19 protein-coding genes are annotated in these 25,427 nt (G+C 66.1%); 6 read left to right on the forward strand and 13 right to left on the reverse strand.

Going from position 1 to position 25,427, the window contains the following annotated elements; genetic code table 11:
• The first annotated feature begins 71 nt into the window (after window positions 1-71).
• Complete coding sequence (locus tag H8S61_RS09615) at window positions 72-2,003, forward strand: FAD-dependent oxidoreductase (protein ID WP_186938836.1); 1,932 nt, start codon at window positions 72-74, stop codon at window positions 2,001-2,003.
• Window positions 2,004-2,147: 144 nt separating this feature from the next.
• Here the strand turns inward: H8S61_RS09615 and H8S61_RS09620 are convergent, their stop codons facing one another.
• From H8S61_RS09620 to H8S61_RS09630, 3 genes are read right to left on the reverse strand one after another with little or no spacing between them, the layout of a single operon-like run.
• Window positions 2,148-2,417, reverse strand: a complete 270-nt coding sequence (locus H8S61_RS09620) for an ACT domain-containing protein (RefSeq protein ID WP_186938837.1) — start codon at window positions 2,415-2,417, stop codon at window positions 2,148-2,150.
• Between the two features lie 18 nt (window positions 2,418-2,435).
• Window positions 2,436-3,005: a GTP cyclohydrolase I FolE gene (folE, locus tag H8S61_RS09625; protein WP_160940717.1), complete on the reverse strand. Its 570-nt coding sequence runs from the start codon at window positions 3,003-3,005 to the stop codon at window positions 2,436-2,438.
• A gap of 33 nt (window positions 3,006-3,038) precedes the next feature.
• On the reverse strand, window positions 3,039-3,953 hold the full coding sequence (locus H8S61_RS09630; RefSeq protein WP_186938838.1) for a LysR family transcriptional regulator: 915 nt from the start codon (window positions 3,951-3,953) through the stop codon (window positions 3,039-3,041).
• A 321-nt stretch (window positions 3,954-4,274) separates the two neighbouring features.
• Here H8S61_RS09630 and H8S61_RS09635 point away from each other — a divergent pair, with 321 nt between their 5' ends.
• Entirely contained in the window at window positions 4,275-5,960 is a 1,686-nt protein-coding gene (locus tag H8S61_RS09635; RefSeq protein WP_186938839.1) for an FAD-dependent oxidoreductase, read from the forward strand.
• A 74-nt stretch (window positions 5,961-6,034) separates the two neighbouring features.
• A complete protein-coding gene (locus H8S61_RS09640; protein WP_186938840.1) occupies window positions 6,035-6,655 on the forward strand; it encodes a cytochrome c3 family protein in 621 nt (206 codons plus the stop codon).
• A gap of 54 nt (window positions 6,656-6,709) precedes the next feature.
• Here H8S61_RS09640 and H8S61_RS09645 read toward each other — a convergent pair whose 3' ends face one another.
• Window positions 6,710-7,567, reverse strand: coding sequence for an exodeoxyribonuclease III (locus H8S61_RS09645; protein WP_186938841.1), 858 nt, complete (start codon window positions 7,565-7,567; stop codon window positions 6,710-6,712).
• A gap of 173 nt (window positions 7,568-7,740) precedes the next feature.
• Between H8S61_RS09645 and H8S61_RS09650 the strand changes: the two genes are divergently transcribed.
• Window positions 7,741-11,085 (forward strand): metallopeptidase domain-containing protein, encoded by a 3,345-nt coding sequence (locus H8S61_RS09650; RefSeq protein ID WP_186938842.1) that lies wholly within the window; start codon window positions 7,741-7,743, stop codon window positions 11,083-11,085.
• Window position 11,086: 1 nt separating this feature from the next.
• Here the strand turns inward: H8S61_RS09650 and rlmH are convergent, their stop codons facing one another.
• Complete coding sequence (gene rlmH / locus H8S61_RS09655; protein WP_186938843.1) at window positions 11,087-11,557, reverse strand: 23S rRNA (pseudouridine(1915)-N(3))-methyltransferase RlmH; 471 nt, start codon at window positions 11,555-11,557, stop codon at window positions 11,087-11,089.
• A 209-nt stretch (window positions 11,558-11,766) separates the two neighbouring features.
• Here rlmH and H8S61_RS09660 point away from each other — a divergent pair, with 209 nt between their 5' ends.
• Window positions 11,767-12,465, forward strand: coding sequence for an FxLYD domain-containing protein (locus H8S61_RS09660; RefSeq protein WP_186938844.1), 699 nt, complete (start codon window positions 11,767-11,769; stop codon window positions 12,463-12,465).
• Window positions 12,466-12,544: 79 nt separating this feature from the next.
• Here the strand turns inward: H8S61_RS09660 and H8S61_RS09665 are convergent, their stop codons facing one another.
• The 7 genes from H8S61_RS09665 to H8S61_RS09695 form a co-directional block, all read right to left on the reverse strand.
• Window positions 12,545-13,435 carry a 4Fe-4S binding protein gene (locus H8S61_RS09665; RefSeq protein ID WP_186938845.1) on the reverse strand — a complete coding sequence of 297 codons (891 nt, stop codon included), beginning with the start codon at window positions 13,433-13,435 and terminating at the stop codon, window positions 12,545-12,547.
• Window positions 13,432-14,181: a 4Fe-4S dicluster domain-containing protein gene (locus H8S61_RS09670; RefSeq protein ID WP_186938846.1), complete on the reverse strand. Its 750-nt coding sequence runs from the start codon at window positions 14,179-14,181 to the stop codon at window positions 13,432-13,434. Before H8S61_RS09670 ends, H8S61_RS09665 begins: the two co-directional genes overlap by 4 nt.
• A gap of 216 nt (window positions 14,182-14,397) precedes the next feature.
• Window positions 14,398-15,075, reverse strand: coding sequence for a TorD/DmsD family molecular chaperone (locus tag H8S61_RS09675; RefSeq protein ID WP_186938847.1), 678 nt, complete (start codon window positions 15,073-15,075; stop codon window positions 14,398-14,400).
• Between the two features lie 203 nt (window positions 15,076-15,278).
• A complete protein-coding gene (locus tag H8S61_RS09680) occupies window positions 15,279-16,157 on the reverse strand; it encodes a dimethyl sulfoxide reductase anchor subunit family protein (protein WP_186938848.1) in 879 nt (292 codons plus the stop codon).
• Window positions 16,158-16,159: 2 nt separating this feature from the next.
• Entirely contained in the window at window positions 16,160-16,732 is a 573-nt protein-coding gene (locus H8S61_RS09685; protein WP_114555434.1) for a 4Fe-4S dicluster domain-containing protein, read from the reverse strand.
• A 1-nt stretch (window position 16,733) separates the two neighbouring features.
• Complete coding sequence (locus H8S61_RS09690; RefSeq protein WP_160940729.1) at window positions 16,734-19,649, reverse strand: molybdopterin-containing oxidoreductase family protein; 2,916 nt, start codon at window positions 19,647-19,649, stop codon at window positions 16,734-16,736.
• A gap of 822 nt (window positions 19,650-20,471) precedes the next feature.
• A complete protein-coding gene (locus H8S61_RS09695; RefSeq protein ID WP_186938849.1) occupies window positions 20,472-20,699 on the reverse strand; it encodes a DUF6485 family protein in 228 nt (75 codons plus the stop codon).
• 278 nt (window positions 20,700-20,977) lie between these two features.
• Here H8S61_RS09695 and H8S61_RS09700 point away from each other — a divergent pair, with 278 nt between their 5' ends.
• Window positions 20,978-21,421: a MarR family winged helix-turn-helix transcriptional regulator gene (locus H8S61_RS09700; protein WP_186938850.1), complete on the forward strand. Its 444-nt coding sequence runs from the start codon at window positions 20,978-20,980 to the stop codon at window positions 21,419-21,421.
• Here the strand turns inward: H8S61_RS09700 and H8S61_RS09705 are convergent.
• Window positions 21,418-25,218 (reverse strand): SpaA isopeptide-forming pilin-related protein, encoded by a 3,801-nt coding sequence (locus tag H8S61_RS09705; protein ID WP_186938851.1) that lies wholly within the window; start codon window positions 25,216-25,218, stop codon window positions 21,418-21,420. The two genes, H8S61_RS09700 and H8S61_RS09705, sit on opposite strands and share 4 nt — an antisense overlap.
• Window positions 25,219-25,427 lie beyond the last annotated feature (209 nt).

Here is a 25,427-nt window from a genome sequence, read left to right on the forward strand (position 1 = left end):
GGGAGGGCGACGGCGGCCGGCCGGAACGCAGGTCGGCCGAACCAATCAGGAGAGACAGGAAGAGGAGCATCATGAACGAACTCGGACTCACGCGCCGCAGCTTTATGAAGACCCTGACCGTAGCCGGCGTATCGGTTGCCGTCTTCGGCCTTTCGGGCTGCGCGCCCACCGCCAGCGCGTCGACGAAGGGCTTCAAGGCCGGCACGTACACCGCTTCGGGCCAGGGCAAGTTCGGCCCTGTGCACGTGGAGACCACGTTCAGCGAGGACGCGTTGACCGCCGTCGCCGTCACGAAGCACGAGGAGACGAAGTTCATCTCCGACGCCGCCATCGAGCGCATCCCCGCGGCCATCGTGGAGCACCAGTCCCTCGACGTCGACGTCATCACGGGCGCGTCGCTGACCAGCATGGCCATCAAGAACGCCGTCACCGACTGCGTGAAGCAGGCCGGCGGCAAGAAGAACGCGCTAGCGGGATCGTACGTGCCGCCCGCGCCGTCCACCGCCGTCGAGGAGCTTGACGCCGACGTGGTCATCGTGGGTTCGGGCGCTTCGGGAACCGTCGCCGCGCTGACCGCCGCCCGCCTGGGCGCGAAGAAGGTCGTCGTGCTGGAGAAGAGCTGCACCATCGGCGGCAACGCGCTGGTGTCCGGCGGCTATCTGGAGTACGTCAACGCCCCCGACGAGCTGCGCGAGAAGATGACCGACAGCTACACGAACGAGCTGGCCGACGAGCTGGCGCAGGCCCCCTCCGTGATGACGCCCGAGCAGTTCGCGCTGCTCCAGGCCGATTACGATGCCTGGAAAGCCTCGGGCAGCGACAAGGTGTTCGACTCCATCTACCTGCACGCGCTGCAGTACAAGCTGCAAGGCGAGGGCGAGTACGACGAGATGCTGCGCACGGCCGAGAACATCGCCGACCTCGACGACTGGCTGGTGTCCGAAGGCTTCCAGTTCAAAGACCTGTGCGGCATCGTGGGCTACTCGTGGCCGCGCTGGACGTCGCCGAAGGAAGGCGTGTGCGGCCAGGGTTACTTCATGTTCTACCAGGACACTATCGAGAAGAACGACTACCCGGTGGAGATCTACCTGAACACGCCCGCGAACGAGCTGATCATCGAGAACGGCGAAGTGGTGGGCGCCGTGGCCACGGGCCCCGACGGCACCACGTACCGCGTGCGCGGCGAGAAGGGCGTCATCCTGGCGACGGGCGGCTTCTCGGGCAACCCCGACATGCTGCGCGAGTACAACACCATGTGGCCGTTCAAGGAAGGTACCGACATTCCTACGACGAACGCATACGGCCACACGGGCGACGGCATCACGATGGGCCTGGCCGCAGGCGGCACCGTGGCGCTCATGGACACCCAGATGCCCTTCCCCTTCGCCGACTGCAAGAACTCCACCGACGAGACCACCGTGGGCGACGACATCGACTGCGCCATCGTCAACAAGGAGGGCAAGCGCTTCATGGACGAGGTGAAGGACCGCTACACGATGACGCAGCACATCATGGAGCAGACCGACCAGATGATGTTCATGATCTCGGATGCCGACACTTGCCGCGTGAACGGCGACGTCAACCGCTACGGCCACAGCCTGCAAAGCCTCATCGACCAGGGGCAGCTCTACCGCGCCGACACCATCGAGGAGCTGGGCGAGCAGATCGGCTGCGGCGGCGCGGCGCTGGCGGCAACCATTGAGCGCTACAACGAGCTATGCCGCGCGGGCGAGGACCCCGACTTCGGGCGCACCACGTTCTCCGAGGAGAGCCCCATCGAGAACCTGCCGTTCTACGCGAGCCCCCGCACCTGGGCCATGCACATCACCGTGGGCGGCCTGAACGTGGACATCTACGATAGCTACCAGGTGCTCGACGAAAGCGGCGCAGCCATCCCCGGCCTGCGCGCCATCGGCGAGACCATCATCGGCAGCTGCGGCATCGGCGTGCAGGGCGAGGGCTTCGCCGTGGCGAACGCCCTGTTCGGCCCCGCCGCCGCGTAGCCGCAACCCCGCTTACCCGCGCGCCGCGCACCACGGCGCATCCCCTCCCGAAGCGCATCGACCGGGTCCCCCAGGACCGGGCCGATGCGCTTTTTGCGTGTGGGGCACGGAGGGGGGCTCACGTCCCTCCCGCGTTTCCGTGCGCTAGATCTTGTACATGAACTGGAAGACGTCTTCGCGTTGGATGATGATCTGGACGCCGAGGGACTCGCCCACGGCCTCGAGCTTCTCCTGCACCGCGTTGAAGTCGGCCTTCTCGGGGTCGAGCGTGGTCAGCATGGTCATCGAGAAGATGTCGTCCAGGATGGTCTGGCTGATGTCGTCGATGTTCGCGCCGCATGCGGCAAGCGCCGCGGCAACCTCGGCGACGATGCCGCTGCGATCCTTGCCCAGAACGGAGACTACACACTTCATTGGTTGGTTCCTTTCCGTTTAATGTCTGCGTGCGAAGATGAGCGACAGCGCTTCGGCGCGCGTCGCCTGGCTTTTCTCGAAGGCGCCGCGAACGGCGCTCGTCATGGTTTTCGCGCCCGGCTTCTTCACGCCGCGCATGCTCATGCACATGTGCTCGGCCTCCAACACCACGATCACGCCCTGCGGATGCAGCTGCTCGATCAGAGTGTCGGCGATTTGCGAGGTCAGGCGCTCCTGCACCTGCGGGCGCTTCGCGAATGCGTCCACCAGGCGCGCGAGCTTCGACAGGCCGCAGATGCGCCCGTCGACCGCCGGGATGTACGCCACGTGCGCCACGCCGAAGAACGGCACCAGATGATGCTCGCACATGGAATAGAACGGGATGTCGCGCACGAGGACCATTTCCTCGTGATGCTCGTCGAACGTGGTTTCGAAATGCTCGGCGGGGTCTTCGGTGAGCCCGGCGAACACCTCCTCGTACATCTTCGCCACGCGCTCGGGGGTTTTCAGCAGCCCCTCACGCTGGGGATCCTCCCCCACGCCCTCGAGAATGAGCCGCACGCCCTCTTCGATTTTCGCTCTATCCATGACCATCTTTCTATCGTCGTGTGTCGCCGTGCATCATACCACGAGCGGGCCGTCGGCTTCGCTTTCTTCGCTCATGAGCACAATGCCGTCGAAGAGCTGCAACACGCTCTCGTTCTCCTCGTCCTCGCGACGAACCACGCACACGTCGAACGCATCCGACCGATCGTCGAGCGGCCGGACGACGATGTCGCCGCCGTAGCGCGCGTAGCCGGGGAAGTGGACGCCGAACACCAAGCCGTCTTCCGAGCTGGGAAAGCACATCGCCCCCGCCTCAAGATGCTCCAAACGGGCCGCGATGCCGTGCCCTCGGCACACGCGCAGCACGAACTCGTGATAGGCCTCGCGCTCTTCCTCGGGATAGGTCAACAGGTGCTCGTTCACCATATCGCGGAACAACAGGGGCGATTTCTCAGCGAGCGGGTGCGCGCTATGGCACGCGATGCCGAAGGGCACGTCGAACAAGTGCCGGTAGCATAACCCGGCGACATCGTCTTCGTAGCGGAACGCCAGGGCGATATCGGCGCGCCGGTCAAGCAGGCGCTCGTGGCAATCCCGCACGCCGGTGTCGGCCATAACCAGCCGCACGTCCATACCCCGTGCGCACAGACGCGCTTGCGCCATCGTGGCAAGCGACAGCATGTGCTCGTTGATGAGCGGGCCGACAACCCGGACGGTCGTCTCGGAATCATGCTGGCGGCTGCGTCCCTCGCGCACGGCGGTATCGTACTTCTCGACCACGTCGCGCAAGCCGTCGATCCACAGTTCGCCGCCCGCAGTCAGTTCCACCCGCGACGTCGTACGGTCGAACACGCGGAAGCCGATCTCGCGCTCAACCGCCGCAACGTGCTTGCTCAGCGTCGATTGCGTGATGTACAGCCGCTCGGCAGCCTTGCTGAAATTCAGCTCGTCGGCAAGCGTGATGAGTTCGCGACAATACGAGATATCCATGGTACCTCCCCTTGAAGGCACGTCCGGCCCGAACCCGGACCGCCCTCTCATCGCACGCGGCGATTCCCCTCGCTCCATGATACACGACCGCATGCGCTTCGTGTCGCCAAGCGCGCCGTTGGGGTTATTCCGATTCGGCTTCGGCTTATGACCGTTCGGAAAGAAACGTGGAAACCCAGTTCCATCTGGCATTATTCCGCCATTGCCTCAACCCATGCCCCATCGTCGCTTCCGCTCCCGCGGGGGCGCTTGGTACGGTGGGGACATCGGGATCGGGTCGGCGGCAGCTGCCTCGATCAAACCGAACAAAAGGAGGAAGGTATGAGCACGAGGGAAAGCAAGCGAAACCAGGGGATATCGCGTCGCAGCTTCTTGATGGGAGGCACCCTTGCAGCGGCAAGCGTCGCAGCGGCGGGACTCGCCGGGTGCAGCGGGGGCGGCAGCGCGGGGCCGAACGGCAACCTGCCCGAGTCGTGGGATGTCGAAGCCGACGTGGTGATCGTAGGGCTGGGCGCCGCCGGGCTGTCTGCCGCCATCGCAGCGAAGAACGCGGGCGTCGAGCACGTCCTCTGCCTGGAAGTGGCGCCCGAGGAGCTGTCGGGCGGCACCACGCGCGTATCCGGCGACATGCTGATGATCCCCGAAGACGTGGAGAGCGCCATCACCTACCAAACGGAGCTCAACGCAGGATACAAGGTTCCCGAAGACTGGATGCGCGCATGGGCCGAGGGCGTATGCGGCAATATGGAATGGCTGACCGACGAGCTGGGCTACGACCTGCAGCCCGCAACCGCAGCGGCACCCGAGTTCCCCGGCATCCCCGGAGGCGACAAGGTCAAGACGTACTACGTGGACGGCATCTGCGGCATGTCCTCGCTGTGGATCCCCCTGCGCGACACCGCCGAAGAGCTGGGCATCGAGGTCATGTACGAGATGCGCGCCACCGAGCTCATCTACCACTACGAGACGAAGGAAGTGTACGGCCTCGTTGCCGGCGACAAGTACGTGAAGGCCAAGAAGGGCGTCGTGCTTGCGTGCGGCGGTTTCGCCGCGAACCCCGAAATGATGTCGAACTACGGGGTGTCGCTGGGCTGCGCCAACTCGCTTGTATGCGGCAGCCCCTACAACGTGGGCGACGGCGTGAAGATGGCGCAACAGATCGGCGCTGACCTCTGGCACATGAACAGCTACGCGGCGGCCAGCACCTGCGTACGCGCGGTGTCGCCCGATTCGACCATCTGCAATATCCCCTACCCCATGGGCTACGACTACATCTACGTCGACGGCGAGGGCAAGCGTTTCATGTACGAGGAAACGCGCGGCCTGGCGCGCCACGGCAAGATCAAGGAGCGCGGCGTGTGGCCGCTCATGGTGGTTCCCGACAAGTCTCATCTGATTCTGGGCGCAGGGGCCGGATCGAAGGACATCTTGGGCGCCATCACGTACATGGCCTGGTCGGTGATCATGGAAACCGGCAAGACCACGAACCAGGAGCTCATCGACGCCGGCATCATGGTGAAGGCCGACACCGTCGAAGAACTGGCGAAGAAGATCGACCAGCCGGTGGAGGTGCTCAAGAACACCATCGAAACGTACAACCAGCACTGCGCCGAAGGCAAAGACCCAGACTTCGGACGCGGCGAGGCGGTGCACGACGACTACTTCTTCAACGCCTCGGATGCCTCGACGGCCTACGGCGAGGGCGAAACGTCCAGCGACGACACCGTCATCATCAAGCCGTTCGACCTCGTTCCGCTCGAGCCGCCGTTCTACGCCATCGAAATCGGCCTGGGCATGCTGAACACGCAGGGCGGCGCGAAGCGCAACGGCGCGTGCGAAGTGCTCGACCTCAAGGGCGACCCCATCCCTCGCCTGTATTCAGCTGGCGAGTTCGGCACCATCTACGGCTACATGTACAACGGCGGCGGAAACATCAGCGAAGCCGTCGCTTCCGGACGCGTTGCCGGCCAAGGCTGCGCCGCGCTCGACGCATGGGATGCCAAGTAGACACCCCGCCCGCCAGGAGGCCGGCGAACCTCCCTCCCTCTCGTCGGCCTCCTGGCATATCCGAAGGAGTTTCCATGACCGCATTCACCCCACCGATCCGCCGAACCGCCGTGCTGACGCTCGTCGTCTGCGGACTGACGCTTTGCCTGGTCGCGTGCGCGCCACAAGGAGAAGGCGCGCCGCCAGCCAGCGACGACGCCGCCCCCACGGCGGCCGAATTCACCTGGTCGAAGGATAGCGATTGCGCCACCTGCCACGAGACCGACGTCGCATCGTTCGACGATGCCGCATGCGCAGCCTCGCAGCACGCCTCGCTCAAGGACAACTGCCTGACCTGCCACGACGACGTTGCCGGACTCGAGGAGGCCCACCAGAAGGTGACGCTCGACTCGCAGAAGAAGAAGGCGACGCTCAAGAAAACCGCCGTGTCGGAAGACATCTGCCTCACCTGCCACGACAAGACCGAGCTCGCCGTCGCAACCGCGGCAAGCACCGCCCTCACCGACAAGAACGGTCTCACCGTGAACCCGCACGATCTGCCGGTCAACGACGACCATGCCGAAGCCGGCACCACCTGTTCGTCGTGCCACAAGCTGCACACGTCCGAAAGCGCGACGGAAACCGCGCCCGCCGTGTGCCGCAACTGCCATCACGCCGACGTCTACGAATGCAACACCTGCCACGCCGAGAAGTAAGCAAGGAGCCCCGCCTGGGGCTCCTTTTCGAGCAGCTTCACATCGATTTCGCCCCTACAGCTCCAGCTCGATGCCAACCGGGCAGTGGTCGCTGCCGTAGACTTCGTCGTAGATGCAGGCGCTGGCGATCTTCGGGGCCAGCTCGTCGCTGACCAGGAAGTAGTCGATGCGCCATCCCGCGTTCGTCTGGCGCGCCTTGAAGCGGTAGCTCCACCACGAGTACGCGCCCGTCACGTCGGGATGCAGGTGGCGGAACGAGTCGACGAACCCGACTTCCAGCAGGTCGGTGAACTTGCCGCGCTCCTCGTCCGAGAAGCCGGCCTTGCCGCGGTTCGGACCCGGGTTCTTGAGGTCGATCTCCTGGTGCGCCACGTTGAAGTCGCCGCACATGACGACGGGCTTCGGGTCGGCCGTCTCACCCGGCTGCGTCAACGGCAGCTCGGAGATGGTCACGTGCCCCTCGCCCTTCGCCGGACGCTCCACCGGCACGCCGGCGGGCAGCACGCCCTCTTCGAGCCCCTTGCAGAAGTCGCGGAACGCGTCGTCCCACTCCATGCGGTGGTCGATGCGCGCCAGCTCGTTCTGCGCGTTCGGCGTGTACACGTCCACGAACCAGAACTTCGGGAACTCGAGCGCCACGATGCGCCCCTCGGTGTCGAGATGCGGGAAGCCCAGGCCGTGCAGCGCCTGCAGCGGCTCCTCCTTGCAGAAGATCGCGGTGCCGGAGTAGCCCTTCTTCTCGGCATAGCTCCAATACTCGCGGTACTGCGGCAGGTCGAGCGTCGCCTGGCCCTCTTGTAGCTTCGTTTCCTGCAAGGCCACGATGTCGGCGTCGATGTCGCACACGATGTCCTCGAAGCCCTTGTTGAGCACGGCGCGCAGGCCGTTGACGTTCCACGAGATGAAGCGCATAGGTTCCTCCTCCGTCGCCCCGCGACGATTCCCGGTTTTGCGACCAGTATAGCGGAACGACGGCGCGCATCCACCCGCGCGCGGACGCGCGGCCGATCCTCGATGGCGCAGTGGTGAAAGCATGAGCATTCGCGTACTATATACGGGATCGTCATACGAACGAAGGAGATCGCATGCTTCGAACCGTACGCCTCGCGACGCTGTCGGCCGCCGCCTCGATCGTCATCGTCCTCGCGAGCCTCACCGTGCCGCTGAGCGCCTACGCCTCGGAAGAGCCGCTCTCGCCGTGCGTCGCAACCGACGAGCAGCGCACGACGTATGCCGAGGACGGCACGCTGGAGGAGCGCACCGCGTTCCAGGAAGGCCTCGACAACGACGAGCCCACCGCGGGCCTCATCCAGCAGGCCATCGCGCGCGAGCAGGCGAGCAACGGCATCGCCACGAACGCGGTTCCCGGCAACGACGGCGGCATGGCCACCGTGGGCAAGGCGCACGTGCTGGCGCTGCGCGTGTCGTTCCCCGACAAGAAGTTCGAGGCGGGCGACACGCTCGAAGCGCTCCAGGCGCTCATCGGCCCGCGCAACGAGGGAGAAGCCGCGCTGCCGAGCGCCGGGCCCTACCCCTACGAGAGCCTGCACGCCTACTACCAGCGCGCATCGTACGGAACGCTGACCATCACCGGCGAGGCCGTCGACTACGAGGCGCAGCACGAGCGCGACTACTACACCGCCAACATCGGGCAGCTGTACAAGGAAGCGCTCGACCATCTCGAGGCCTCGGGAGTCGACCTCGCGCAGTTCGACGCGAACGGCGACGGCCGCATCGACGCCGTCTACCTGCACTTCGCGGGCGCCGATACCGGCTGGGGCAGCGTGTGGTGGAGCAACGAGCAGGTGCTGAACGTGCCCGACACCACGTATGCGAACGGCACCGTGCAGCTGTGGAACGCCGTCGCGCTGGCGAACCCGTGCGACACGGCATGGGCCGCGCAAACCATGATCCACGAGACAGGGCACGTGCTGGGCCTGCCCGATTACTACCAGTACGCCAGCCAGCAGGGAGGCTCGACGGGACGGACGGGCATCCTCACCTTCGACATCATGATGCTGAACCAGGGCGACCACAACGGCTTCTCGAAATGGATGCTGGGATGGCTGCCCGAGAGCAAGATCACCCGCGTGTTCGCGAACGAGGACGGCATCGACGTCAAACGCGACGGCGCCGTGGTGCAGCACGTGGACCCCGCGGAGGACGGCAGCTCGTCCGTGGAGCAGGCGCTCGCGGCGTTCACGTCGGACGACCTGCGCGAAACGGGCGGCATCATCGTGGTGGCGAACGAGGACGAGAGCATGTTCTCGTCCTACTATCTGCTGCAATACGACCAGTTCGCCAGCAACCAAAGCGTGTACTACGGAGGCGCGCAGGGCACCGAGAACATCCCGCTCCCCTCGGGATTCCGCCTGTACCGCGTGCAGGCCGAGGTGGGCTCCGGCGGAGGCTACCTCGTGCACTCGAACGCCTACGGCACCACGCACGACCAGCTCATCGAGCTGGTCGACCCCGACATGAGCGAGCCCCATACGGAAACCAGCTCGCTCATCCCCTCGGCCATCGGCTCGGACGAGTACGGTTGCATGCTCTACGAGGGCGACGGGGTGTCGCCGCAGGGGTATCCCTCCACGAACTTCTACGAGAACGCCAACGTCGGCTTCACCGGACTGACCATCTCGGTCACGGAAAGCGAGGCCGCCCAGGGCACGGTTGCCATCTCGTACTCGAACGCCGACAAGCCCGCCGATCCCGTCGACTTCACCCTCACGCCCACGTTCGACGCGGTGTCGAACGTCTGCACGCTCACCTTCGAAGCCTCGCTCGCGCCGAGGCTGACCACGCCGCTTCCGGCCGCGACGCAGCTCATCGTGGACGGGCAGCACCACGCCCTCTACGACATCGCGGTGGACGGCACCACCGTGAGCCTTTCCTGCCTGCTCGACGCCGGCAGCATCGGGCCGTCGTCCACGTGCGAGATCGTCTTCCCCGCCGGCCTGTTCACGCTGTCCCGCACGAACGAGGGCACCATGTACTCGCCGGAGATTCGCCTGCCGCTCAAGGCCGACGCATCGCTGACCGCCGTCAGCCGCTCGGGCGCCTACCAGGGCACCGAGTACACCGATGGCCTCGTTGCCACAAGCAACGTGTTCACCAGCCCGAACGGCACGAAGCGCTTCTTCCAGATCGCCGACGGCACGCTGCGGCTGCACACCCTCGACGCCGACGATCCCGTGCGCGTGGCCTCGCGCACGATCGAGGGGGTGAGCATCCCCGCAACGATCGAGCGCGCATCGATCAACGCCACCCCGCTGTCCGACACCAGCGCGTTCGCCATCGTGTCCGCGCAGTACGGACCCGGCACGGGATACTGGATCGACCTCGAAAGCGGCACGGTGACGGCCTCGCATCCCTTCGAGCAGACCTCCACGCAGCCGTGCACCGCCAGCGGCACGACCGTCCTCGTGGTCACGTACCATTACGGACCGGAGCGCGGTCAGCTGGTCACCGCGCTGACGCCGCGTGAAGACGGCTCGGTGCAAGCGCGTTACGGCTGGACGAACGCGCAATCGACCGCCTCCGTCGACGCCGGCACGCTCGCCTTCGGCTTCGCGAACGCGCAGGGCGACACGATGGAAGAAGCGCGGATCGTGCCAACGGGAACCATCGTCGAAGCGCTGCGCGACGGCGCCACGAGCCCCGAAGACGCTCCGTTGGCGGGCGAGCTGTGCACGCCCGAGCGCGCAGAGGCCACGCTGCCGCTGCACGAGAGCCGCGCGATGCAGGACGTACAGCGCGCCGGCGCTCGCTACTACGCGCTGATGGGGCCGGAATTCTCCTCCACGGCGGAGACGTCGAACCTGCTCATCCGCTTCGACGACGGGGGTGTCGAGCAGGCGCGCGCCGACGTCAAGGCAAGCGGGGGCGCACAGTACCAGCAGCTGAGCGTCGCCCGCTACGGCACCGTGGCGCTGACGGCGCGCACCGAGCTGGCGAAGCCGAAGGTCACACGCTCCGACGTGCTGTTCTGCGACGCGAACCTGCAACCGCTCTCCACGCTGACCACGGCGTCGAACGGCGTGGGCGCTTGGCTCGACGACGGAAGCTGGCTGAGCGTGGGCCTGAGCCTGGAAGCGTCTTCGGGGCCCAAGGGGTCGCCCGAGGAAGCGGAGGCCGTCGGGGCGACCGAAGGCGGGGGAACCGACGACCGCCTGCGCGTGATCTACGCGATCACTGAGCAGCTGGACAAGGAGCCGGCGAAGCCGGACGACCCGGACGACCCGGCGAAGCCGGAGGAGCCCGCGGGGCCGGGCGAGGACCCGCAACCGCTTCCGAAGCCGGACGGCGCGGGCGACGATGCGGCGCACAAGCTCGCGCCCACCGGCGACCCCACCGGCCCGCTCGCGCTTGCAGCGCTGGTCGCGACGCTGGTTGCCGGCGGCGCGCTCGCGCGCGAACGCTCCCGGTAGGTCACTTGTGGTACGGCTCGCCGCGCGAGATCTTCTGCGCGCGGTAGAGCTGTTCCAACAGCACGACGCGCGCCAGGTTGTGCGGCAGCGTGACGGGGCCGAACGACAGCGTCTCGTCGGCGCGCTGCCGCACCGCGGCGCTCACGCCGTCGGAGCCGCCGATGACGAATGCGATGTCGCTCGTGCCGTTCAGCTTGAGCGCGTCGATGCGCTGCGAGAAGCCTTCGCTCGAGCGCTGCTTGCCGTCGATGGCCAGCAGCAGCACATGCGTCGCAGGCGCGAGCGCGGCGAGGATGGCGGCGCCCTCGCGGTCGCGCGCCGCGTCCACCCCGCCCGCGCGAGCAGGGTCGATGTCGGCGATCTCGCGCACCTCGGTCTTCGCGTACGGTTGCATGCGCTTGAGGTACTCGGCGCACGCGTCCGTCCAGAACTTCTCCTTCAGCTTCCCCACCGCCACAATGGTGAACTTCACGCCGCACCCCTTCTCCCGCCCGCCCCGCGCTTCAATGCTAGCCATGATACCCGAACGGGGGCGGCATGGACGGCGACGCAAACGCGTTTGGGATGGTTCTGCTTTCGCCGAATCGCCAGCTGCGGGGCTTGACGGCTCTCCTACGATGAGCGGGTCATGTCGATACGCGCCCTCGCACGAGCGGCGCTGCTACCCTTCGAGGAGGGACTATGAAGAGAATCGTCGCATTGGGAGCGGCGGCTGCCCTGGCCGCAACGCTGGCCGGCTGCGCGAGCCCATCCGGTCAGGAACCCGCCGACAGCGCTCCGAACGCGTCCGAGCAGCAGGCGAACCAAGCCCCTGCGCAGGAGAACAAGCTGACGGTGGTGGACTCGGGATGGTCCGCCGACGAGCAAGGCTACGTCCACTACGGCATCATCATCAAGAACGAGGGCGCCCAGGGCGCGCTGTTCCCCGTCATCAAGGTGACGGGCAAGGATGCCGACGGCGCCGTCATCTCGTCCGACGAGCAGACGCTCATGAAAATCAACCCGGGCCAGGAGCTTGCCTGGGGCGGCCAGGCGGGCAACGGCACCGCGCCGGCCACCGTCGAATTCGAGCTGAGCGTCGGCTCGAGCAACTGGCAGGATGCCGATGCGGCCGAGCCGATGTTCGAGGTGAGCGGGCTCAGCGCGCAGGACAGCGGCTACGGCACCGTGAACTTCGTCGGCGAGGTGACCAACCTGACCGACGCCGACAGGGACCAAGCGGCCGTCGTCGTGCTGCTGCGCGATGAAGCGGGCGCGATCGTCGGCGGCTACACCAGCTTCGTCTCCAACGTGCCCGCCGGCGGCACCACGTCCTTCGACGTGCTGGGCTACGGCGTGCCGGCCTACGACGCGATCGAAGGTTCGGCGCAGCCCTGGTAGGGCGCCCCGCGTCGTCGCGCCACCGATCGCACCGAAAGCCGCCCGCGGGCGGCTTTCGTGCGTTGAGGAGGGAATGCGCCTAGCGCTCGATCGCAGGCTCTTCCGGGTCGAGCGCTGCGGGGGACGCCTCCGGCTTCGGGGCACCCGCCTTCAGCTTGATGGACTTCGTGGGGCAGTTCTCCACGCAGTCGAGGCAGAACGTGCAGCTGTCCAGCGTCGCGGTGCCGGGGTGCGCCACGTCGATGTCCTCGGGGCACACCGTGGAGCAGGTGCGGCAACCCTCCTTCGAGATGCAGGTGGAGCAGTCGGCCTGCGGACGGGCGCCAAAGCCGAGCTTCGCGCGCGCCTTGCCCACGAGCCCGAAGAAGAAGCCGAGCGGGCAGATGGACGAGCACCAGCGCTTGAACAGGAACAACTCCGCCAGCAGCATGAGCGGGAAGACGATCAGCTCCCAGCCCGGCTGCAGCAGCACGAACACGCGGTTGAGCGCCCACAGCGTGCCGAACACAAGCCCGATGGGGCACAGCAGGCAGAACACGGGAAACCCGACGGCTATGGACACGACGAGCAGGACGGCCAGGACGAGGCCCTGGGTCCTCAGGCTCGCACCCGACGCGGAAGCGCACGATGCGCAACCCGCCGCTCGGTCGCTCAGGGGCGCCTTGCCGCTTCTGCCGAGGATGCCGCGCGGCGTGTGGCCGCCGAAAATGTTCTTGAGCAGCTGCGAGGGGCACAGCCACGAGCAGAACGCGCGCCCGATGAGGAACACGATGACGAGCACGGCCAGCACGCCCGGCAGCAGGCCCCAGGGAACGGAGCCGGACGCCGCCGCGATTTGCACGAACCCCACAGGACACAGCGCGCACAGCGTGCCGATGGCGGCGCTGCCGTCGAGATGCGCGGCCACGACCGCCAGGACGAGCACGCCCGCGGCGACGAGGATGCGGATGGTGCGCATGCGCGTCTTCATGAGATGCCTCCCGCCTCGCGCGTCGCGTCCGGCCCGTCGGGATGGACGCCCTTCGTATGGGGAGCGGCCTCGCTGCCCCGCGGCACCGCGACCGTGCGCTTCGATGCCAGTTCGGCGCTGGGCACGGCGCCCGTCGCCTGCGCCGCCTCGCTCGCGCGCGACACCACCACGATGCCGCGGTCGGAGGCCGCCGCGTTGTACGCGCGCAGCGACGCCGAGGGGCACACCTGCTCGCATTTGCCGCAGCCGTCGCAGTACTCGGGATGCACGACCGGGCGGTCGTGGTCGTCGAGTGTGATGGCCCCTTCGACCGGGCACTCGTCCTTGCACACGGTGCAGCCGGCCCAGTCCCAGGCCACGCACGCGTCCTTCACCACCACGGCCACGCCGAGGTCGCGCTCCGCCGGACCGCCGTACGCGAGCGCGCCGGTGGGGCACGCATCGACGCACTGCATGCAGAAGTCGCAGCACCCGTTGCGGAACGACAGCATGGGCGTGCCGTACGCCACGAGGCTCTCCGCCAGCGGAACCGGCGTCACGATGCCGTACGGGCACGCTTGCAGGCACTTCTGGCAGCGGTCGCACGCAGCAACCACCTCGGCGCCCGAGGACGCGCCGGGCGGCCGCACGAACGCGGCGTCGGCCTGGCGCGACACGGCGCCGAACCCGCCGACGCCCACCATCGCCGCGCCCACGGCCCCCGCAGCGAAGAACCCGCGCCGGGAAATCTGCTCCACTCCGATCATCCCCTCACGTACTTACTTGCAGCTTCGATGTTTCACGTGAAACACGCTCGACCGTCGGTCGGATCGGCCGAATCTGGCACAAATTTACGGTTTAGGCGCAAATTCCGTCCGCTTTCGACTAAAAATGAACCGCAAGTCCGCATAATGCCTGGTCGCCATTTTTCACTCGTCTTTTTACGTGCCCAAACCGTAAATTTGTGCCACGAACGCAGGACGCTACTCCACCACATCCGCGAGGGCGGCCGCGTCGGCACGCAGGTACGCCTCGGTGAACGTCGCCAAGTGGAAGTAGAAGCCGCCCTCGGCAGCTTTCCGCACGTCGGCGGCGAAGCGCTCGATCCAGTTCAGCAGATGCTCTTGCACGAACGCGAGCTGCACCCGCAGCTGGCGCTCGGCCCCCGCCTCGTCGCCGGCGCGCAGCGCCTCCACGGCGCGCCCGCACAACAGCGCCATGAACGCGAGCTCGACGGCCAGGTGGTCCTCCGGCTCCTTGAACCCGGGGTTCTTCGCGAAGCCCGCCCCGCGGTAGACGCGCAGCACCTCGCTGTAGGCATCCTGCATCATGAGGCCGCCCTCGCTCGTGTACACCGACTCGTACGGGAAGGCCTTCTGCGCCGTGCGCGGGCCCATGCCGAAGAACGCGCGGTCGAACACGACGGCCAGCTGCTCGAGCGCGTCCTCGTCGCAATCGGCGAGGTCGGTCTGGAGCGCGGCGAAGCCGTCGGCCAGCGCCGGGTCGTCGGAGGCGAGCGACGCCTCCCCCGCCAGCGTCTCGGCGAACGCGGCGTCGATCTCGGTCTCGTAGCAGCGCGACAGCAGCGCGTACACGCGGCTGCGGTTCTCGCAGAAGTCGATGAGGTTCTCAACGAGTTCGGCAGGCATGGTCTGGTTCATGATTGGTTCTCCTCTTTCTCGTTCTTGGCGCGCTACGGTCTTGCGCACTGGCAGTGCCTCGCGCGCCGACCGTCCAACCCGCAAGTCGTTCGATCGGCGCGCAGCGGCGAAACTCCGCCGACAAGCCAGCCTTCGGGCGCGCCACAGAAAAGGGCGGCGCGCCGGGGAAGGGAGGGGAATCCCCGGCGCGCCCCGGCCCTACATCAGTGGTAGATGAACTGCTCCACGCTGGTTCCCACGGCATACATCACGATGCGCAGGACGATGGTGCCGATGGCGGTGCAGGCGCAGGCGGCGAACATATACATCGCCAGCTGATTCGGCGACACGGTGCCCGAGGAGCCTTCGCCCTTCGTCGCCTGGACGCAGGCGAGCACGGTCAGCGCAACCGGCACCACGATGCCGATCACCACGACGCCGGTCCAGAACATCAGCGCCATGTCGCCCGAGATCAAACGCTCGATGGAGCGCGAGGGGGCCTGGTACGGCGCGATGGCGATCCACACCACGTACGCAACCGCCGTCACCGCCATGATGATGACTCCGGCCAGCGCCAGCTTCAGCGCGAAGCCGCCCTCTTCGGAAGCCTTGCCGCGCAGCAGCACGAGGCCGGCCATCAGCGTCATGCCCAAAGCCAGGCCGGCGCCCAAGAACATCAGCGGCAACGCGACGCTATCCCAAGCGGGACGCGCGGCGATCAGGTACGACGCGCCCGCCACGAACGGCAGCACGAGGCCGATGACGCCGCCCAGGATGCCGAACACCTTCGACACGCCGGGGTAGTCCTTCTTCGCCAGGATGAGGTACACCAAAGCGACGATGCCCATGATGGCGACGACGAACAGCTCCTTCGACAGCCCGGAGCCCAGGTTGCCCAGCAGATGCGTCGCGCGCTCCGGGTGCCCCATGTGCAGCACCGACACGCAGCCGCCCACGGCCAGGCAGATGAAGGCGATCAAAGCCCCCGTGAACCGCACTTCGCGAAACTTGCCGCGCAGCTCGCCCACGGCCAGGAATACGAACGAACCCGACGTGACGCCCAACAGCACGCTGAAAATCAGAAGTGGCCACTGGATTTCCATGGTTACTCATCTCCCTTCCAGGCGCACTTGTCCATGGCGTAGTCCACGCCCGGATGGTTCCCCACGTCCTTCAGCTTGTAGGTCTTCTTGGACGCGCGCAGCTTCGACACGTCGGACTCGGGATCGTCCAGATCGCCGAATTTGCGCGCCTGTCCGGGGCAGTGCTTCACGCACGCCGGCTTCTCGCCCTTGTCGATGAGGTGCGCGCACATCGTGCACTTCTCGATGACGCCCTTGTCCTTGCCCTCGTCGTAGGTGCGCACGCCGTAGGGGCAGGCCATGACGCAGTACTGGCAGCCGATGCACTTGCTGTGGTCCACCAGCACCACGCCGTCCTCGCGCTTGTAGCTGGCGCCGGTGGGGCACACGTGCACGCACTCCGGGTCGTCGCAATGTTGGCACGACACGGGCAGGTAGTACATCTCCAGGTCGGGATAGGTTCCCGAAGGGCCCACCGTCAGCACCTTGTTGTAGAACGTGCCCAGCCCCACGTTGTTCTCCTGCTTGCACACGACGGCGCAGGAGTGGCAGCCGATGCAGCTATCGAGGTCGATATCAATAATGTGGCGAGTCATGTTACTTCGCACCCCCCTTCGTCACCTGCGTCACGCCGTCCTGCTGGTCGTCGGCGGCCAGCGCCTCAGCGGTCAGCGGCAGGAATATCTTGAGGTCTTCCGAGTTCATGCAGATGTTCTTCGGCGCACCGTCGTCGGCCTTGTACACCTTGCACAGGCCGCCGAAGTTGTCGGTGCCCACGGCGGGGTCGTAGGGGCCGTTGTTCTCGAACAGCACGTTGCAGTTGCTGTCGAACGCGCCATGCAGATCGTCGGTGGCCTCGCGCTCGGGGAACCACCAGTCGTGCTCCACGTGGATCATGCCCGGCTTGATGGCCTCGGTGAGGTTCGCGCGCTGCTTGATGCGGTCGACGTACGTCTCGATGTACACCCAATCGTCCTGCTCGATGCCGTGCTCGGCGGCGGTGGCGGGGTTGATGTCCATCGTCGGGAACATGTGCACCTCGCGCAGCCACGGGCTGTTGCGGTATTCCGTGTGGAAGAACGCGTGGCTACGGCCGCCGGTGATCAGCGTGTACGGGTACTCGTCCAGCAGGTCGGGGCGCGACAGCTTCGTGATGGGCGGCTCGATGTACATGGGCAGGGCGCCGTTTCCGTACAGCAGCAGGTCCTCGCTCCACAGCTCCATCTTGCCGTTGTCGGACTGCGGATGCGGAGGGATCACCTTTCCGTCCGGCGTCTGAGCGCCGGGGAAGCGGTAGACCGAGCCCATCTTGTTGCCGCGGTACATGGTGTTGAAGCCGGGGCGGAAGTCGCTCGTCTTGCGCATGAAGCCCGTCTCGTACTTCGGCGCGTTCTTCACCGTGGCCATCTCCACGCCGGTCACGCTGACGCGCTCGCGGAAGTCCTCGAAGCTCGCGCAGCTCAGCTGCGGCGGAAGCGTCTCGGGGCCCTTCACCATGTAGTCGAAGAACTCGTACTTGTCCTTCCAGTACATGTCCACGCCCATGTACTCGGCGAACTCGAAGCAGATGTCCATGTCGTCGCGGCACTCGCCGAGCGGCTCGTGGAACGGCTGGCGGATGAGGTAGGTGTGGCTGGTCGGGTAGCCGTGGCCGGAGTGCGCCCACTCCACGCGATCGACCTCGTTGGGATGCGCGGCCGGCAGGATGATGTCGGCCAGCTCGCCCGACGGCGTCATATACAGGTCGACGTTCACGAAGAAGTCGAGGTTCTTGAAGCCTTCGACGATCTCGTGGCCGCCCTCGATGGAGAGGATGGGCTCGGACGTCTGCTGCCAGTAACCGTAGATCTGGAACGGGTCGCCCTTCGCCATGGCCTTCGTCGTGGCCGCGCCGAAACCGCCCTGCTGGCCGTAGATGACCTGGCCGCCGGAGTTCTGCTTCGTCTGCTTGAGCTCGCCGGTGGCGTCGTCGGCCACGAGAATGTCCTGGTAGCCGGTGTTCTGGCACACGGACAGCTTCTTGATGTTCATGGCCGTTTCCTTGCGGCGCTGGCCCATGCGGCCCTTCTGGTTCGGCACGACGTCGAACATGAAGGAGTCGTAGCCGGTGGCGGGCTCGCGGCCGATGTTCTGGCCGCCCTTCGAGTCGAAGTTGCCGGCGAGCGCCATCATGATGGTGAACGCCTGCGAGATGCCAGACGTGTTGATGGAGAACTCCACCTTCTGGCCGCGCGTGAAGCATGCGTGCGGACTGGCGCCGATGTAGGCGTCGATGGCTTCCTTGATTTTGTCCTCGGGAAGCTCGCAGAATTCGGCGGCGCGCTCGATGGTCCACGGGGTGACGTGCTCGACCAGGATATCCCAGCTCGTGCGGTACGTCTTGCCGTTGATCTCGTGGCTGCCGGACAGCGCGGGCTTCGCGTCGGCCACGATGTTGCCCTCGGCGTCGAGCCACTGGAAGGCCTTCGGACCGCCCACGCCCTTCGTGTTCTGCCAGTCGCCGGACCAGAAGATCAGCTGGTCGCTGTTCTCGTCCCACGCGGCGTACAGCTCTTCGTTGCCGTCCTCCTTGAGGTACGATTCGCGCAGCTGGTAGCCCGTGCCGTTGCCGTCGGCGTCCTTCTCGTCGATGAAGAACGGGGCGTTCGTGTACATGCGCGCGAACTCGGTGGCGCACTTGTCCGACTTGATGATCTCGTTGATGAACGCCAGCACCAGCGCCATGTCGGAGCCGGGGCGGATGGGCAGCCAGATGTCGGCCTTGGAGGCGGTGCAGGTGAAACGCGGGTCGACGCAGACGATCTTCGCGCCGCGCTCCTGCGCGCGCTTAACGGTGAGCCAGTCGTAGTAGCCGCGGCTGCGCTCCTGGCGGCACCAGATGACGATGCAGTCGGTGTTGTTGCCGTCCCAGCCGGTGTACTGCGTCTCGTCGCCGTACAGGCGCTGGCTGGAGAAGTACGAGCCCACCCAGCACAGATTGCCCACGCCGAACGTGGCCGTGGAGCCCAGCTCAAGCCACAGTTTGTTGATGGCCTGGAACTGCAGCATGTCGCGGCCCGTGCCGTACTGGTGCGCGATGGTGTGCCAGCCGTGCTCCTCGCCGATCTTGGTGAAGCGGTCGGCCGCTTCCTGGTAGGCCTCTTCCCACGTGATGCGCTTCCACTGGCCGGAGCCCTTCTCGCCAACGCGCTTCTGCGGGTAGCGCACGCGCAGCGGGTTGTACAGCTCCTGCGGGATGGCGAAGCAGCGCCCGCACAACGTGCCCTCGCTGAAGAGGTCGGGGTTGCCCTCGATCTTCACGAGGCGGCCGTCTTTGACGTGCCCGAACAACGCGCAGCGGCCGTAGCACTGACGGCACGCGCTCGGGATGATCTTCACGTCGTCGGACGAGGTGGTTGCGCCCGCTGCCTCGTCGGCTGCGGCGGTGGTGGCCGACGCGCCGAGCAGCAGCGTGGAAGCGGTCGCGACGGCCGAAGCCTTCACGAAGCCTCGGCGGCTCATCTTTAGTGACATCTCTCCTCCTTTTGCCTCACTCTGCATGGTGGGTTCGGAGAGTTGGATGGGGCGTGCGCCGTCGAAGAAATCCCCCCTCGAAGCGCCCCCGCACTGCAAGTTCCCCCGCTCGTCCCCCATTACTTGCATTGCTAACTATATCAGGTGATATTATTAGTGCAATGATTTTTAGCTATCTTTATAAAGAATAGTCGTGAGCACGGTGAAGAGAACGAGTTAACCGTAGCGAACAGGTAAAACCGCACAGATGTTTCACGTGAAACATCCGTGCTCGCCGTGCGGGGAGGGGCCCCTTTGTTCGCGCGGGCCGATCGCGCGCGGCGCCCGTTGCGAGTCGGTGCCGAACGCGCCTCCCGGCTCGCAAGCGCCGTCCGCGCCAAGAGGGAGCATCGTACGGATGTTTCACGTGAAACATCCGGGTTGTCATCCTGAGCGAGCGAAGCGAGTCGAAGGATCCCGCGCGGCCACAACGGGGGCGTCACGGCTGGCGCCGCGCGAGGCATTCATTCTGGTCGATTCTTCGGCGCGAAACCCGCTTGCGAGCGAGCGCAAGACGCTTCGCGAGCGCCCGCGCCAGCAAAAACGCAAATGATGGCAGTTTTTGCACGATATTCGCCGTCCCTCAAGGGTTTCGTCAGCAAGCGACATACTTCGCAAGGGACAGACCAGGGGAAACCCTTCAAGCCTTAATCCGAAGGTCTCGCCGAACCCATCGCCGACGCTCCAAAACGGCGAATATCGTGCAAAAACTGCCAAATATCGGGAATTCTCTGGCGCGGGAACCGAAGCCGAACGGCTTTCCGAATCACCGATGTTCTCGTTCTACTCCGCAGCCGCTTCCGCAGGATTCGCGTGGTGCTTCAGATAGAAGTCCACGAATCCCTGCAGCGAGAAATCCCGCACGTCGTCCACATCGTCGCTGACCGCCTTGAACATGCAGGCGGGCATCTTCCCTTTCTCCAGGTTGTCCTTGATGCACGGGTCGCATCCTTCGTCGTGATTCGACGGATGGCGGGGGCATTGCACAACAGGGCAGGTGCAGAAGCTCATGGTCGTCCTCTCTTTTGATCGTGGACATAGTGTATTGCATGATGGACCCCATGCGAAAAAGAGGACATTCCTGAGTTTCCCGGTGTTATTTCGTCGTACCGGCGGCGTGGTTTTTGGGCGCACGGGGCGCAAAGAAGTTGACGGATTATTGTCAGTTGTGATTAATTGAGCAGGTACTTTATAGTCCTTATCGCCGTTCAGCGTGGCCAGCGCAGCGTGCGGAGCCCTTCCGCTCGCCCCTCCCCACCTTCGCGCGACATGCCAGAAGCAGGTCAAGAATGATCAACCAGCATAACAGCCTCATCGGATTCCTCGTATACGACGCCCAGCGTGCCATTGCCAAATCGCTTGAAACCGCTTTGAAGCCCTACGACATCACGCCTGGCCAGTGGAACCTCATCAACCAGCTGGACAGCGCGGGCGAGCTTTCGCAGAAGCAGCTGGCCGAACGCACGCGCAAGGAGCAGGCCACCATCACGCGCTACCTGGACACGCTCGAGCGCAAGGGCCTCGTGGTGCGCAACCAGCACAAGTCCGATCGGCGCGCCCACGCCATCTCGGTGACCGACAAGGCGCACGAGCTGGTCATGGCCGTGCAACCGATCACCGTCGACGCGGCGGACCGCCTGATCGAGGGCATCGACCAGGCGGATATAGACACGTTCGTCGCCGTGCTGGCGAAGCTCAAAGAGAACGCCGACAACTTCACTAAGGACAACTAGCGGCGACGGGCTCGACGGCGGGCCACCAGCAACGCCGTGGCGAGAGCGCCTACCGCGAGCGCGCCCAGCACACCCAGCACCGCGAAGGGAACCGCGTCACCCGTGCGGGCGATTGAGGCCATGGGCGAAATCTTGCTGGGCGGATTCGACGTCGACGGTTGCGTGGTCGACGGAGTGCCCGGCGTCGTGGGATTCGTCGGGTCGGTGGGATCGGTCGGATCCGTAGGGTCGACCGGGTCCACCGGGTCGGGCGGCACCGGGGCGTTCTTCATGGTGAGCTCGGCCTTTGACGGCTGACCCACCGCCACGGCGAATTCCACCGGCGTTTCGTCGAGGACGTAGCCCTCGGGGGCGGCCGTCTCCACGAAGCGGTAGGAGCCGACCGGGAGGTTCGCGACCTCGATGATGCCCTGCTCGTCGGTCACGAGGGCGTCGTGGCCGTCCACCACGGCCCACGTGTCGTCAGCTAGGCGCTGCTCAAGCTTGAACGTCGCGCCGGGAAGCACGGTCGCCGGCTCGTCGGCATCGACCTTCGTGAGCAGCGCGCCGCCCAGCACCGGGGTCTTCTTGTTCGTGGCCGTCACGGCGGCCGTGTAGTCGGGCGTGTCCTCGGCCAGGGTGAACTCCACCGGGGCGGTTTCCAGCTCGTAGCTCTCGGGCGGCGTCAGCTCGATGAAGCGGTACGCTCCCATCGGCAGGTCCGTCACCGTGATCAGGCCGTTCCCGTCGGTGGTCAGGCGCTCCGAGCCCTGCACGACCTTCCAGCCGTCGGCCGTCCGGGCCTCGAGCTTGAACACGGCGCCCGGCAGAACGGTCGTCGGCGAATCCGCGTCGACCTTCGTCAGCACCACCTTGCCCACCGGCGGCTCCTTCGCGTTCTCCGCCGTGATGTTCACGACGATGGGCGCCGGCGCCGCGGCATCGATGGCGAACTCGCGCGGCGTCTCGTCCAGCACGTAGCCCTCGGGAGCGGCGGTCTCCACGAAGCGGTACGAGCCCACCGGGAGGTCGGCCACCGTGACGAGGCCGTCGCCGTCGGTCACGAGGGCGTCGTGGCCGGGGACCGTCTCCCAGGAGTCGTCGGCGAGCCGCTGCTCCAATTTGAACGTCGCGCCGGGAAGCGTGGCGTCGGGGTTCTCTTCGTCCACCTTCGTCAGCACCGCCTTTCCGAAAACGGGGGTCTTGGTATTCGTCGCCGTCACGGCGGCCGTCAGCTCAGGCGCGTCCGCCGTCAGCTCGAACTCCACCGGGGAGGTTTCCAGCTCGTAGCCCTCGGGGGCCGAAAGCTCGACGAAGCGGTACGTCCCCATCGTCAGGTCGGCGACCTCGATCAGGCCGTTCCCGTCGGTGGTCAGGCTCTCCGAGCCCGCCACCGGCTCCCAGCCGTCGGCGGTCCGGGCCTCGAGCTTGAACACGGCGCCCGGCAGAACGGTCGTCGGCGAATCCGCGTCGACCTTCGTGAGCACCACCTTGCCCACCGGCGGCTCCTTCGCGTTCTCCGCCGTGATGTTCACGACGATGGGCGCCGGCGCCGCGGCGTCGATGGCGAACTCGCGAGGCGTCTCGTCGAGGACGTAGCCCTCGGGGGCGGCGGTCTCCACGAAGCGGTAGGAGCCGACCGGGAGGTCCGTCACCGTGATCAGGCCGTCGCCGCCGGTCACGAGCGCGTCGTGGCTCGGGACCGTCTCCCACGTGTCGTCAGCCAGCCGCTGCTCCAGCTTGAACGTCGCGCCGGGCAGCACCGTCCCCGGCGCGTCGGCGTCCACCTTCTTCAGCACGGCTCCACCCAGCACCGGGCTCTTCGCGTTCGTCGCCGTCACGGCAACCTCCAGCCCCGGCGCGTCCGCCGTCAGCTCGAACTCCACCGGTTCCGTCTCCAGCTCGTAGCCCTCGGGGGCCGACACCTCCACGAACCGGTACGTCCCCATCGTCAGGCCTTCCACCGTGATCAGGCCGTTCCCGTCGGTCACCAACGCGTCGTGCCCGGGCACGTCAACCCACGAGCCGTCGCCAGCGCGTTCCTCCAGCTTGAACGTCGCGCCCGGCAGCACGGCCCCCGGCGCGTCCGCGTCCACCTTCGTGAGCACCACCTTGCCCAGCACGGGGCTCTTCGAGTTCTTCGCCGACACCGCCACGGTGTGGTTCGGCGTGGCCGACGTGATGGCGAACTCAACCGGCTCCGATTCCATGACGTAGCCCGCAGGCGGCTCCAGCTCGACGAAGCGGTACTGGCCCAGCAGCAGCCCCGTCACCGTGATCAGGCCGTCGGGGTCGGTCGTCAAGCGCTCCGAGCCGGCAACCGTCGCCCACGAGTTATCGGGCTGCATCTTCTCCAACTTGAACACCGCGCCCGGCAGCGTGATGCCGGCATCGCCCGCGTCAACCTTGGTCAGCACGGCCTTGCCGTCCCTGACCTCCACGCCGCCCGAGATCACGGTAAAGTGCGCGGCGCCCGACGACTGCTCCGACGAGCTGTCACCGTACGTCAGCGTGGCGGTGTTGTCGTACTGGCCGGTTTCGGACGCGTCGGTGCGCAGCTCGATGATGAACGACGTGAAGTCGCCCTTGTTCGGGCCCGACGCGCTGAAGTACTTCATGATGATGGCCTTCTGCGCAGGCGTGACGCCCTTCTGGTCAAGGAGCTGGGAAAGCCCCAGCTCGCCCTGGCCGTTCAGGATCTTGCCGATGTTGAGCGCGCTCGAGCCGTCGCCCGTGGGCACGTTGCCGAAGCCGATGTACACCACGCGGTTCTCCCACACGCCGATGGTGGGATCGGCCGCGAACCGCACGCTGTTGGCGAACTCGTCCTGCGTCATGCCGTCGGCCGCCGACTTGTCAACCAGCGCGAACAGGTCGGTGAGGGGGTACGCCGCATACTGCTCGGTCTGCGCCTCGCCCGCATCGGTCGTGGCCACGATGGGCATGTACACCACCACGCCGCTTGACGTGATGGCCTGGCCGCCCTGCAACTCGTCGGTCAGCAGCAGGTTGCGCTGCTGCGGCGAGGGATCCGAGCCGCCCGCCGCGTAGCCCGCGTACGCGTTCACGATGTTATCCAAGTTCACGCCGATGTCCCATACAATCTGGTTCTGGCCTGCAACCTGCGAGCCGTACTTCAGCAGCGGCGTCCCGGGCAGCGGCCCGGTCGAGGGCGGATCGACGTTGATCGACGGCAGCAGCTCGCCGTTCACCTCGAACACGATGTCGTCGCCCGTGCCGGTCACGTAGCCCTCGAGCGAGAAAAACCCGCTGTGCAGCGACGGGAACTCCGCGCCCTCGGCCGAAAGCGTCGTGACGATGGTGATGGCTTTGCCGGGAATCATCGAGCCGTTCGCGTCGCGGTTTCCGTTGACCACGTACGAGCCGATGACTTTCGACGTGCCCGGATCGACGAGGTCGACGGGCCCGAAGTCGCTGGCGAGGAAGTGGTCCTCGCCGTTGATGGTGAAGGTGAACGTGTCGTTCGCATTCACATCGGTCATGTCGGGAATGCTCCAGTCGATGTAGATGCGCACGTACGCTCCGCTGGTCAACGTGGTGCCAGCAGGAATATCCTGCCAGGTGCTGCCCGATTTCTTCTGCAGCTTGATGCCGTCGATGGAAACCTTGTCGGTGACGTCCATGGCCGCGCGCGGCGTGGGCGTGTCGTCGGCGACGTCGGGCGTCGCTTCCTCGGCGAACGCCGGCGAGCGGAACGCCAGCAGGCACAGGACGACCAACCCCATCAGCACGAAGAACGCGCGCAAGCGCCCCGCGCGCGAAGGCGGACAGGTGGGAACAGTCGGCTGGGGAGCCATACAGGACCTCCTCTTTGAAATGTTGTATTGGCAGCAACAATACGGAGGACGGTCCCGTCCGCAGCTGAGGCTCGCGAACGGTGCCCTGCCCGTAGCGGCCCCGCAACCATCCCGCAACAATTCCCGATTTCCAGAAATGTCAAACAACGGCTTAACAACGGATGCGTTCCTTGCTACAATCAGCTGCACAATTTCATAGCGTCACCCCG

It is taken from the genome of Eggerthella hominis (assembly GCF_014287365.1).
Lineage (GTDB): Bacteria > Actinomycetota > Coriobacteriia > Coriobacteriales > Eggerthellaceae > Eggerthella > Eggerthella guodeyinii.